The 12,260-nt window shown below is 73.8% G+C and carries 3 protein-coding genes and 1 pseudogene; all 4 read right to left on the reverse strand.

The window, feature by feature from the left end; genetic code table 11:
• Positions 1–879: alcohol dehydrogenase catalytic domain-containing protein (locus OO54_RS48670; protein WP_342450949.1), on the reverse strand; the 879-nt coding region annotated here is incomplete at its 3' end.
• A gap of 205 nt (positions 880–1,084) precedes the next feature.
• Positions 1,085–2,698 (reverse strand): annotated as a pseudogene (locus OO54_RS48985) (acyltransferase domain-containing protein); the annotation flags it as partial.
• On the reverse strand, positions 2,641–4,395 hold the full coding sequence (locus OO54_RS48990) for a type I polyketide synthase (protein WP_051787870.1): 1,755 nt from the start codon (positions 4,393–4,395) through the stop codon (positions 2,641–2,643). The pseudogene OO54_RS48985 and the gene OO54_RS48990, both read right to left, overlap by 58 nt.
• A gap of 70 nt (positions 4,396–4,465) precedes the next feature.
• Positions 4,466–12,260 (reverse strand): type I polyketide synthase (locus OO54_RS40105; RefSeq protein WP_033212484.1); only part of this gene is annotated, 7,795 nt, incomplete at its 5' end.

The following is a 12,260-nucleotide window of genomic DNA, read 5'->3' on the forward strand; positions in this document are numbered from 1 at the left end:
GGAGTTCAGCACGACGTCCACCCCTCGGCCCGACGTCACGTCCAGGAACCGCTGCTCGAACTCCAGCGTCCGGGAACTCGCGATCCGGTCCGCCGCGACCCCGTCGGCCTTGACCGCGTCCCATTTGCCGGGGCTGGCGGTGGCGAGGACGTCGGCGCCGAGGTGTCGCGCCACCTGCACGGCGGCCATGCCGACGCCGCCGGCGGCGGCGTGCACGAGGACGGACTCGCCCGCCTTCAGACCGGCGAGCTCCCGCAGGGCGTAGTACGCGGTGATGAACGCGACGGGGACCGACGCGGCCTGCTCGAAGGACCAGCCGCACGGGATGCGGACGACAGTCCGCTGGTCGGAGACCGCGTACGGGCCGACCGCGGAGGCGAAGAGACCCATCACGCTGTCGCCGACGGCGAAACCCTCGACGCCGGGCCCGACCTCCGTGACGGTGCCGGCTCCCTCCATGCCGATGGTGGCCGCCGGGTTGGGGTACATCCCGAGGCCGATCATCACGTCGCGGAAGTTGAGTCCCGCCGCCCGCATCGCGATGCGGACCTCGCCCGGTGCCAGAGGCGCGGCCGCCTCGGGGGCCGGAAGCAGCGGCAGGTTCTCCAGCGTGTTGTCCGGGCTCGCCGCCAGCCGCCACGCGGGCTGGTCGGCAGGCAGGGCCAGGGTCCCGGTCGATGCCGTACGGGCCAGGCGGCGGACGTAGGCGACACCGTCGCGGACGGCGAACTGGGGCTCGTCCCCGGCGAGGAGCACCGGCAGCAGCGCCGCCGACTCGGGCGTGCCGTCGGTGTCGACGAGCACGATCCGGCCCGGGTTCTCGGCCTGCGCCGACCGCAGCTCCGCCGGTGAGGTCGAGGAGGAGTACGGCCGCGTCACGCGCCGCCGGTGCGGACAGGTCCGCGGCATGGGCGACGGGGACCAAGTCCAGGGCCGGACCCGAGGGCTTCACCGGCAGCCGCTCCCACACCACCCGGAACATCCGGTCGGCGGCCGGAGCCGCGGCCGTACCCGGGTCCAGGAGCCCGGCGGCCACGGGACGGGTGACCAGCGAGTCCACCGCCGCGACCGGGACGCCGTCGGCATCGGCGAGCAGCACCCGGAAGGCGTCCGGTCCCTGGGGCGTGACGTGCACGCGCAGGGCGGTGGCGCCGGCCGCGTACACCCGTACGCCGGTCCATGCGAAGGGGAGCACGAGCCGCTGGTCCGCGCCGTCCTTGAAGATGCTGGTGTGCAGGGCGGCGTCGAGCAGGGCCGGGTGGAGCGCGTACCCGTCGGTGGCGCCGGCCTCTTCGGGCAGGGACACCTCGGCGAAGAGCTCCTCGCCCCGGGTCCACACGGTCCGCAGGCCCTGGAACGCGGGCCCGTAGCCGTAGCCGGTGGCGGCCAGCTCCTCGTACGCCCCGGCAGCCGCGTTCTCGACCGGGACCGCGCCCGGGGGCGGCCACCGGGTCAGTTCGAAGGAGGGGGCCGTGGCGTCGGGGGCCAGGCTGCCGGAGACGTGGCGCGTCCACGGTGAGCCCTGTCCGGCGTCCTCGCGGCGGGAGTGGACCTGGACGGTCCGCTGCCCGGAGCCGTCGGCCTCGCCGACCTCCACCCGCAGCTGGACACCGCCCTGCTCCGGAAGCGTCAGCGGGGCCTCGATCACCAGCTCGGCGAGCAGCCCGCAGCCGACCTCGTCGCCGGCCCGTACGACCAGCTCGACGAAGGCCGCGCCGGGCACGAGCACCGTCCCGGCAGCCGCGTGATCGGCGAGCCACGGATGCGTACGCAGGGAGAGACGGGAGCTGAACAGCACGCCGTCCGAACCCGGGACCTCGACGAGCGCGCCGAGCAGCGGGTGATCGACGGTCCCGAGCCCGAGTCCGGCCGCGTCGGCGGAGGCACCGGTGCCTTCGAGCCAGTAGCGCTGACGCTGGAAGGCATAGGTCGGCAACTCCACCGGCCAGCCCTTGCCTTCGCCGAGCAGCACGTCCCAGTCGAGGGCTCCGCCCCGCACGTGCAGGCCCGCCATGGCGTGCAGCAGGGCCCGTACGTCGTCCTCGGAGGCACGCAGGGAGGGTACGAAGGCCGCGGTCCTGCCGGTGAGGCACTCGGGGCCCATGGCGGACAGAACGGCGTCGGGACCGAGCTCCAGGAAGGTGGCCGCCTCGGCGCGCTCCAGCGCCCGCACGCCGTCGGCGAATCGCACGGTGGCGCGGATGTGCTCGACCCAGTACTCGGGGCGGGTGTGGAGGTCGGGGTCCGCGATCTCCCCGGTGACGTTGGAGACGATCTCCACGGTCGGGGGGTGGAAGGTCAGGCTTTCGGCGACGGCCCGGAACTCTTCGAGCATCGGCTCCATGAGCGCCGAGTGGAAGGCGTGCGAGACGGAGAGGCGGCGGGTCTTCACTCCCTGCGCGGCGAGCTTCTCGGCTGCGGCGAGGGCTTCCTGCTCGTCACCGGAGATCACGACGGAAGCCGGACCGTTCACCGCTGCGATGTCGACGCCCGGGGTGAGGAGCGGACGGACGACGTCTTCGGGGGCGGCCACCGACACCATGCCGCCGCCGGACGGCAGGGCCTGCATCAGCCGCCCGCGAGCGGCGACGAGCGTCGCCGCGTCCTCAAGCGACAACACCCCCGCCACATGCGCGGCCGTCACCTCACCCAGCGAGTGGCCGCCGACGAAGTCGGGGCGGACACCCCAGGACTCCACCAGCCGGAACAGCGCCGTCTCCCCGTGGCCGCGACCAGGCCGGGCGCTGACTCGCCCCGCGCGAGGGTCTCGAGCCCGGCCAGCGCCTCGTCCCGGTCGCCCGCCACGACGACCGCGCGTTCCGACAGAGCACTCCGGGTCCGTACGAGCGCACGCGCCGCGTCCCGCAGGTCCACGTCCGCGTTCTGCCGTAGGAAGCGCGCCAACTCCTGGGCCTGCCCGGCGAGTCCCGCCTTTCCGCGCGCGGAGAGGGCCAGCGGGACCGGCCCGCCCGTGAGGGCGCCGGTGGTGCCGCTGGGGGGCTGCTGTTCGGGGGCCTGCTCCAGAATCACGTGGGCGTTGGTGCCGCTGACGCCGAAACCGGAGACGCCGGCCCGGCGGGGGCGGTCCAGTTCGGGCCAGGGCTGGGCCTCGGTCAGGAGCTCGACGGCCCCCGCGGTCCAGTCCACCTGCGGGGTCGGCTCGTCCACGTGCAGGGTGCGGGGCAGCACGCCGTGCCGCATCGCCATCACCATCTTGATCACACCGCCCACACCGGCGGCAGCCTGCGCGTGCCCGATGTTGGACTTCAACGAGCCGAGCCACAGCGGCTGTTCGGGGTCGCGCCCCTGTCCGTAGGTGGCGAGCAGCGCTTGCGCCTCGATCGGGTCGCCGAGTGACGTCCCGGTGCCGTGCGCCTCGACCGCGTCGACCTCCGTGGCCGCGAGGCCGGCATTGGCCAACGCGGCCCGGATCACGCGCTGTTGGGAAGGGCCGTTGGGTGCGGTGAGGCCGTTGGACGCGCCGTCCTGGTTCACGGCGGAGCCGCGTACGACACCCAGGATCCGCCGACCGTTCCGTACCGCGTCCGAAAGACGCTCAAGGAGCAGCACGCCCGCGCCCTCGGCCCAGCCCGTGCCGTCGGCGGACGCGGCGAACGACTTGCAGCGCCCGTCGAGCGCCAGACCGCGCTGGCGCGAGAACCAGACAAAGGCGTCCGAGGCCGCCATGACGGTGACGCCGCCGGCCAGCGCGAGGGAGGACTCGCCGGACCGCAGCGACTGGGTCGCCAGGTGCAGGGTCACCAGCGAGGAGGAGCAGGCGGTGTCGACGGTGACGGCGGGGCCTTCGAGCCCGAGGAGATAGGACACTCGGCCGGAGAGCACGCTGCCCGCGCCGCCGGTGAGGATGAACCCTTCGAGTCCGTCGGGGAGTTCGTGCAGGTCGGCGCCGTAGTCGTGGAACGCGATTCCGGTGAAGACGCCGACGGGCTTGCCGCGCAGCGAGGCCGGATCGATGCCCGACCGCTCCAGGGCCTCCCAGGAGGTCTCCAGCATCAGCCGCTGCTGCGGGTCCATCGCCAGCGCCTCGCGCGGCGAGATGCCGAAGAAGGAGGCGTCGAACTCGTCCGCGTCGTGCAGGAACCCGCCCTCACGGGTGTAACTCGTGCCCGCGTGGTCGGGGTCCGGGTGGTAGAGGTTCTCCAGGTCCCAGCCACGGTTCACCGGGAACTCCGTGATCCCGTCACCACCGGAGACGACGAGATCCCACAGCTCCTCCGGCGAGGCCACCCCGCCGGGGAAGCGGCACGCCATCCCGACGATCGCGATCGGCTCGGAGTTGGCGGCGACCACCCGGTCGTACTGCTGCTGCAGGCGTGCGTTCTCCTTCACCGAAGCACGCAGGGCATCGATGATCTGCCCGTTCTGAGCATCCATGGCGTCCTCTTCTTTCCGCGTCTTTCCGTTTTCGATCACGAGCCGTCTTCCGCTGCTGTTCCGCTGTCGATCACGTCTGGGTGTTGCCGAGGGCCCGCGCCACCAGGTCCGTCACGCTCATCTCGTCGATGAGTTCCAGCTCTTGTTCGTCGGCCGCCGGATCGGAGACCACGGCCCGGTGAGGCGCGTCGGGGCCCGCGGTTCCGGAGCCTTCGGCCCCGACTCCCCCGACTCCCCCGACTCCCCCGACCAGTTGCTCGCGCAGGTACCCGACGAGCGCCATCGGCGTCGGGTAGTCGAAGATGACCGTGGCCGGGAGGGTGCCTCCGGTGGCCGCCGACAGGGCGTTGCGCAGGGTGATGGCCGCGAGCGAGTCGAAGCCCATCTCCTGGAAGGCCCGCCGGGGCTTGACCTCCTCAAGGCCCGAGTGGCCGAGCGCCTCCGCCGACCGCTCGCGGACCAGCTTCATGAGGATGCGGGTCTGCTCGGCCTCGGTGGCGTCCGCCAGGCTCCGTACCAGCTGCGAACCGGCCTCGGCCTCCTCTTCTGCCAGCGCGGCCGCCGCCTCGGCGACCTTCCGCACCTCGGGCAGCTCGCCGAGCAGCGGACTGGGACGGGAGGACGTGAAGGCGGGCACGAAGGCCGGCCAGTCGATGTCGGCCACCGCGACGACCCCCTCGTCGTACCGGACCGACGCTTCCAGCGCCCCCATCGCCTGACCGGGCGTGAGCGCCAGGACGCCGCGGCGGCGCAGCTGCTCCTGGATCGCGGGGTCGGCGGCCACGCCGATCTCCTCGATCACACCCCAGGCCAGCGAGGTCGCCCGCAGGCCACGGGCCCGCCGGCGCTCGACCAGCGCGTCGAGGTAGGCGCTGACCGCGCCGGCCGCACCCTGCCCGCCACCGCCCCAGACACCGGCGACGGAGGAGAAGGCGACGAACAGGTCGAGCGGCCGGTCACCGAGCGACTCGTCCAGGTGGAGCGCGGCGTGGGCCTTCGCCCTCACCACCTCGGCCAGCTCGGCGGGACCGGTCGCCACGACCGGCATCGTCCCCGCGAGATCCGCCGTGTGCACCACCCCGGTCAGCTCGGGCAGCCCCTCCGTCACGGCGAGCAGCTCGGCGACCCCTTCGCGACGTGAGACGTCCGCCGTGGACACGGTCACCCCGGTGCCCGACGCGGCCAGCTCTGCCACTAGTTCCCGCACCTGCGGGGTGTCGTCCTGGCCCGCGTCCGTGGTCAGCACGAGGTGCTCGGCGCCGGCCTCCGCCAGCCACTTCGCGGTATGCCGGCCCAGCCCCTCCGTACCGTTGGTGACAAGGACGGTGCCACGCGGCCGCCAGTCCCGCTGCGACGGCTCCCCGCGCAACGGACTGTTCCTCAGCCGCCGGGCAAGGAGCCCCGCCGACCGTACGGCCACCTGGTCCTGCCCGCCCGCTCCGGTCAGCACGCCGATCAGCTGCTGCGCGGTCCGGTCGTCGAGCGTCTCCGGCAGATCGACCAGACCACCCCACCGATCGGGATGCTCCAGCGCCACGGCCTGCCCGAGACCCCATACGAGCGCCTGCTCCGGCGCCCGCAGGCGATCGGACGGGCCCACGCTCACCGCACCGCTGGTCGCGCACCAGACCGGAATCCCGGCGGGAAGCCGACCGAGCGTCCGCAGCAGCGCCAGGGTGGCGGCGCCGCCTTCGGTCAGCACCTCGGAGCCCGAGCTCGCACGGGAGTCCAGGGCCAGCAGCGACAGGACGCCGGCCACCTTCCCTTCCTCCGACCGGGCCGCGCGCACGGCGGCGGCGAAGCCGTCGGATTCGGCGGCGGTGAAGGGGAGCCGCCGGAGGCGCAGGCCCTGGCTTTCCAGGGCGCGCACGGTCCGTGCGACGGGGCTGCCGTCGACGTCATGGGCGGAGTCGGGTCCTGCGGGTACGACCACGAGCCACGTGCCGACCGGAGCGGCCGAGGGCGGCTGCGCGACGGGAGACCAGGACACGCGGTAGCGGAGCCGGTCCATCCGGCCCGCCCGTTCGCGACCGCGCCGCCAGGACGCCAGGACACCGAGAGCGGCGCCCATCGCGTCGCGCTCGTGCTGTCCGTCGGCGGACTCGATACCCAGCGTCTTGGCCAGGGCGTCCAGGTCCTCGTTCTCGACGGCCTCCCAGAAGCTCACTTCGTCGGCGTCCCGCGCCGGACCCTCGGACTCGGCGTCCTCGATCCAGTAGCGCTGTCGCTGGAAGGCGTACGTCGGCAACTCCACCGGCCAGCCCTCGCTTTCGCCGAGCAGCTGCCGCCAGTCGACCGACGCGCCCCGCACGTGCAGACCGCCCAGGGCGGACACGAGCGAGCGCACCTCGTCGGCGTCACGGCGCAACGACGGTACGAAGACGGCGCCGTCGCCCGTCACACAGTCCGCGCCCATCGCCGACAGGACCGCGTCGGGGCCCAGCTCCAGGAAGGTGGCCCCGTCCGCCCGCTCCAACGCCCGCACGCCGTCGGCGAATCGGACGGTGGCGCGGATGTGGTCGACCCAGTACTCGGGGCGGGTGTGGAGGTCGGGGTCCGCGATCTCCCCGGTGACGTTGGAGACCAGCGCGATCTTCGGGGGCCGGAAGTCCAGACCCTTCACGACGGACCCGAACTCCTCCAGCATCGGTTCCATGAGCGCCGAGTGGAAGGCGTGCGAGACCGACAGCCGTCGGGTCTTCACTCCCTGCGCCGCCAGCGCCTCCGCCACGGACACGACTTCCTGCTCGTCACCGGAGATCACGACGGAAGCCGGACCGTTCACCGCTGCGATGTCGACGCCCGGGGTGAGGAGCGGACGGACGACGTCCTCGGGAGCGGCCACCGACACCATGGCACCGCCGGACGGCAGGGCCTGCATCAGCCGCCCGCGAGCGGCGACCAGCGTCGCCGCGTCCTCCAGCGACAACACCCCCGCCACATGCGCGGCCGTCACCTCACCCAGCGAGTGGCCGCCGACGAAGTCAGGGCGGACACCCCAGGACTCCACCAGCCGGAACAGCGCCGACTCGACCGCGAACAGGCCGGCCTGGGTGAACACCGTCTGATCCAGGGCCCCTTCGCCCGCCCCGAACACGACCTCCGTGACAGACCGCTCCACATGCCCGGCCAGCCGCGCGTCCAACGCCGCACAGGCCGCGTCGAACGCCTCACGGAACACCGGGAAGCGGTCGTACAGGCCACGGGCCATCCCGACCCGCTGGCTCCCCTGCCCCGTGAACAGGACCGCGAGCCGGCCCCCGTCCGCGACCTCTCCGGTGACCACACCGGCTGCGGACCCGCCCCGAGCCAAGGCCTCAAGCCCGGCCAGCGCCTCGTCCCGGTCGCCCGCCACGATCACCGCGCGCTCCGACAGAGCACCTCGTGCCCGTACGAGCGCACGCGCCGCGTCCCGCAGGTCCACGTCCGCGTTCCGCTTCAGGAAGCGCGCCAACTCCTTTGCCTGCCCGGCGAGTCCGGTGGCGCCCCGGGCGGCGATGACCAGGGGAACGGGTCCCTCGTCCAGCTCGCCGGTCGCGCCGGCGGGGAGCTGCTGCGCGGGGGCCTGCTCCAGGATGACGTGGGCGTTGGTGCCGCTGACGCCGAAGGAGGAGACGCCCGCCCGGCGCGGACGGTCCGACTCGGGCCAGGACCGGGCCTCGGTCAGGAGCTCGACGGCCCCCGTCGTCCAGTCCACCTGCGGGGTCGGCTCGTCCACATGGAGGGTCTGCGGCAGCACGCCGTGCCGCATCGCCATCACCATCTTGATGACACCGGCCACACCGGCGGCCGCCTGGGAATGCCCGAGGTTCGACTTCAACGAGCCCAGCCACAGCGGCTGTTCGGGGTCGCGCCCCTGCCCGTAGGTGGCCAGCAGGGCCTGCGCCTCGATCGGGTCGCCCAGGGAGGTGCCCGTGCCGTGGGCCTCCACCGCGTCGACGTCCGCCGCCGCGAGGCCCGCGTTCGCCAACGCGGCCCGGATCACGCGCTGTTGGGAAGGGCCGTTGGGCGCGGTGAGGCCGTTGGACGCGCCGTCCTGGTTGACGGCGGAGCCGCGTACGACACCCAGGATCCGCCGCCCGTTCCGTACCGCGTCCGAAAGACGCTCAAGGAGCAGCACGCCCGCGCCCTCGGCCCAGCCCGTGCCGTCCGCAGCGGCCGCGAAGGGCTTGCAGCGGCCGTCCACGGAGAGGCCTCGCTGGCGTGAGAAGGCGACGAAGGCGTCCGGCGTGGCCATCACCGTCACGCCGCCGGCCAGTGCCAGGGAGGATTCGCCCGACCTGAGGGACTGGGCGGCCAGGTGCATGCCGACGAGGGCCGACGAGCAGGCGGTGTCGACGGTGACGGCGGGGCCTTCGAGGCCGAGGAAGTAGGAGACGCGGCCGGACACGATGCTGCCGATGCCGCCGGTCATCAGGTAGCCCTCGATGCCGTCGGGGGCGGTGTTCAGGCGGGTGGTGTACTCGTGGTTGACCAGGCCGGTGAAGACGCCGACGGGCTTGCCACGCAAGGCGGCCGCATCGATGCCGGCCCGCTCGAAGGCCTCCCAGGAGATCTCCAGCATCAGCCGCTGCTGCGGGTCCATCGCCAGCGCCTCGCGCGGCGAGATGCCGAAGAAGCCGGCGTCGAACCCGTCGGCGTCGTGCAGGAACCCGCCCTCACGGGTGTAACTCGTGCCCGTGTGATCCGGGTCCGGGTGGTAGAGGTTCTCCAGGTCCCAGCCACGGTTCACCGGGAAGCCGGAGATCCCGTCACCACCGGAGACGACCAGGTCCCAAAGCTCCTCCGGAGACGTCACCCCGCCGGGGAAGCGGCACGCCATGCCCACGATCGCGATCGGCTCGCCCGCGTCGTACCCGGCGGAGCCCGTCACGGCGTCGGCGGTCGGGGCCGCGTCCTCCCCGAGCAGCTCCGCGCGGAGGAAGTCCGCGAGTGCCGTGGGGGTCGGGTGGTCGAAGACGAGGGTGGCCGGCAGGTCGACGCCGACGGCGGTCTGCAGCCGCGCGCGGAACCGGAGTCCGGCGAGGGAGTCGAAGCCGAGGCTGCGGAAGTCCTTCGTGGTCTCGATCGTCCGGGCCTGGCCCAGTACCGCGGCGGCGTGCGTACGGACGAGTTCGAGGACGGCCCGGTGCTGTTCGGCCTCGGGCAGGGCGGCGAGCCGGGTGGCGTAGCCGCCGCCGGAGGGTTCGTCCGTCCGCGCGGTCGGCCTGGCCGGCCTGACCGTGTCCGTCGTCCGCCGGATCGTGGGGGCGGGCTCCGCCGGGTGTGCGGCGCGGAGCAGGAGCGATCCGACGGACGCCACGGGGTGGCCCGTGGTGTCGGCCAGTTCGACCCGGAACCGGCCGCCGCCGACGTGCGCGGCGCGCACGCGCAGCCGGGTGGCCGCCGAGGCGTGGAGCGCCAGTTCGTCGTAGGCGGCGGGTGTGCGCGGCGCGGACACCCCGTCGAGGACGTTCAGGAGCGTCGGCCTGAGGGCGGCGGCGAGGAGGGCGGGGTGGAGGCCGTACTGGCCGGCCTCTGCCCGGAGCTCCTCGTCCAGGGTGACTTCGGTGAAGATCTCTTCGCCGCGCCGCCATGCCGGGCCGGCTCCGTCCACGTCCAAGGGCCGGGCGTCGGCCGGGGGCCACTGCGCAAGGCTGAACGCCGGTTCCTGGATCTGCGCCACGAGGGTGCCGACGGCGTGCCGGGTCCACGGTGTGCCGTCGGCGGCGGCCGCCGGGCGGGTGTGGACGCCGATCGGGCGTCCGCCGTCCTCTCGGGTGGCCGGAGCGCCGATGGTGACCCGGAGCAGGACGTCGTCCTCCTGGGGCAGCGGCTGCTCGACCCGCAGGGTCCTGACCGTGCCGCAGCCGGCCTCGTCGGCCGCCCGCAGGACGGTTTCGAGGAGCGTGGCGTCAGGGCCGGACGGCAGGGCGCGCAGCCGCCCGGTGAGGACCAGGCCGTCGGTGTCGGGCAGTTCGACGGCGGCGTTCAGGAGGGGGTGGGCCACGGTCCGCTGGCCGAGGCCTGCGGCGTCGCCGGCGCGGGCGTCGTCGTCCAGCCAGAAGCGCTGGTGCTGGAAGGCGTACGTCGGAAGTCCGTCGACCCGGCCGGGCGAGGAGCCGTCGAACAGAGCGGTCCAGTCGACCGGGACGCCCCGGGTGTGGAGCCGGCCGAGTGCCGTCACGACGGCGACGGCCTCGTCCTCCGTCCGGTGGAGCGAGGGGACGAAGGACGGGTCCGTGTCGGACCGGTCGGCGAGGGCCTGCTCGGCGAGTGAGGTGAGGACGCCGCCAGGACCCAGCTCCAGGAACGTCGTCACGTGCTGCTCGTGCAGCACGCGGACGCCGTCGAGGAACCGGACGGTTCCCCGGACGTGATCGACCCAGTAGTCGGGCGAGCGGAGCTGCTCGGGCGTGGCGAGGGCTCCGGTGAGGTTCGAGACGACCGGGACGGTCGGCGGGAGCAGGGTCAGTCCGGCCACGACCTCGCGGAACCGGTCGAGCATCCCGTCCATGTGCGCGGAGTGGAAGGCATGGCTGACCCGCAGCCGCCGGGTCCGGTGCCCCCGGGAGGCGAGCTCCTCGGCGACGGCCGTGACCGCGTCGGCGTCGCCGGAGAGGACGACGGAGGACGTGCCGTTGACCGCGGCGATCGCGACGGCGTCGGGCCGGGCCGTCACGAACGGGAGCACGTCGCTCTCCGCCGCGTCGACGGCGATCATCACGCCGTCACCGGGCATGGCCTGCATCAGCCTGCCGCGCGCGGCCACCAGGGCCGCGGCGTCGTCGAGCGGGAGCACCCCCGCCGCGTGGGCCGCGGCCAGCTCGCCGATGGAGTGCCCGGCGACCACGTCGGGGCGGACACCCCAGGACTCGTACAGGCGGTAGAGCGCCGTCTCGACGGCGAACAGGGCGGACTGCGCGTACACGGTGGAGTCGAGGAGTCCGGCCGCCGGCGAACCCGGCCGCGCGAAGACCACGTCCCGCAGCGGCAGGTCCACGTGTCCGGCGAGGTGGCGGTCGAGGGCGGTGCACAGCGCGTCGAAGGCACTCCGGAACGCCGGATACCGCTCGTACAGCTCGCGTCCCATGCCGAGCCGCTGGCTGCCCTGCCCGGTGAACAGGAAGGCGAGCCCGCCGCCGCTCCGGTCGCTCCTGGCGACGTTCTCGGGGAGCGGATCGCCCGCTGCCAGGGCGTCGAGCCCCGTGAGGAAACGCTCGCGGTCCCCCTCGGCGCCGACGACCACGGCGCGGTGCTCGAAGGCCGTGCGGGTGGTGACGAGGGAGTGCGCGAGGTCGAGTGCGCTCGACTCCGGGTACTCGCGCACGAAGGAGGCCAGCCGGGCTGCCTGGGCCCGCAGCGCGTCGGCGCTCTTCGCCGAGACCGGCCAGGGAAGGGCGGGAGATACGGGGACGGGCGTGGTCCCTGACGACTCGGACGAATCCCGGGGGCCCGTCGGCGAAGCCGCCGGGATGGCCCCGGCGTCGTGCGGGGCCTGTTCCAGGATCACGTGGGCGTTGGTTCCGCTGACGCCGAAGCCCGAGACGCCCGCGCGGCGGGGCCGGTCGAGCTCGGGCCAGGGCCGGGCCTCCGTCAGGAGCTCGACGGCACCCGCGGTCCAGTCGACCTGCGGGGTCGGCTCGTCGACGTGGAGGGTCTGCGGCAGCACGCCGTGCCGCATCGCCATCACCATCTTGATGACGCCGGCGACACCGGCGGCGGCCTGCGTGTGCGCCTCCACAACGTCCACGTCGGCGGCGGTCAGCCCGGCGTCGGTCAGCGCCCGGCGGATCACCCGCTGCTGGGAGGGGCCGTTGGGGGCGGTCAGGCCGTTCGAGGCGCCGTCCTGGTTGACGGCGGAGCCGCGTACGACACCCAGGATC

It is taken from the genome of Streptomyces wedmorensis (genome assembly GCF_000716445.1).
Classification (GTDB): domain Bacteria; phylum Actinomycetota; class Actinomycetes; order Streptomycetales; family Streptomycetaceae; genus Streptomyces; species Streptomyces wedmorensis.

Excerpts from the sequence above, each read along its gene's own strand:
- OO54_RS48990 (WP_051787870.1), bottom strand. The coding sequence starts at position 4,395 with ATGGATGCTCAGAACGGGCAGATCATCGATGCCCTGCGTGCTTCGGTG.